This is a genomic window from Herbiconiux daphne, assembly GCF_024979295.1.
In the GTDB taxonomy this organism is placed as follows: domain Bacteria; phylum Actinomycetota; class Actinomycetes; order Actinomycetales; family Microbacteriaceae; genus Herbiconiux; species Herbiconiux daphnes.
Genome location: NZ_JANLCJ010000332.1, coordinates 1 through 756, shown reverse-complemented (window position 1 = coordinate 756; position 756 = coordinate 1). Strand labels below are relative to the sequence as shown.

General features: G+C 45.0%; 1 protein-coding gene. It reads right to left on the bottom strand.

Annotated features, from left to right (window positions below; genetic code table 11):
- Positions 1-628 (bottom strand): hypothetical protein (locus N1032_RS25040; protein WP_259543270.1); only part of this gene is annotated, 628 nt, incomplete at its 3' end.
- Between the last annotated feature and the right edge of the window lie 128 nt (positions 629-756).

Below are 756 nucleotides of genomic sequence, written 5' to 3'. Positions count from 1 at the left end.
CACGACCAGCCAACGGAATGCTCTTCGCATCGTTAGCAGCAGTCAGCATAGTGCGCTGGAATGGGAACAGGGAAGCGTAAGCTGCTACAGATTCGTCAGTCTCAACGTATGGGTCGAAGAAGACGAACTCACAACGAGCAGCACCAACTGCATCACGATACTTAGTCGGGATTGCTGAGATGGTTTTGATACCGTTCTTGGTCTGACCCATTTTGTTCGTGTACTGGTTCAGCAGCAGGTTAACTGGCTGACCTAACAGTTTGTCACGAATCCAATCAAGGTCGGCTTTCATTGCCTGAACAGATGGGTCAATCATCTTGATCAGGTCGAGGATACCAGAGTTCTTCGCACGAGGATTAACCACGTAGCTTTTGAACTGGCAAGATGGTTTCGGATCGATTGGCTTACCTTCGGAATCAGTTCCTTTGGTATCTTGACCAATCAGCTCGAAAGCAATATCGAGACGGAAAGCTGGAGCTTTCTGAGTCACGACACCAGTCTTACGGTCAACCCAAGGATCTTGTGGATGAACACCCAGACCAGCGATACGAACGATACGTGCTTCGTATTCACCTTCTGCCATTGCTTCGTAGTTGTATTTGCGAGTAGATTGAGATTCTGGAATCATAGACATATGGTAGTATCCTTCTATTAAAATTGAAATTTGCTCTTCATGAGCTGTTTGTCTATATAATACATTATACAATAACTAATATGGTATCATATATGTATGGTGGTAGTGCTTTGGTACTAAGG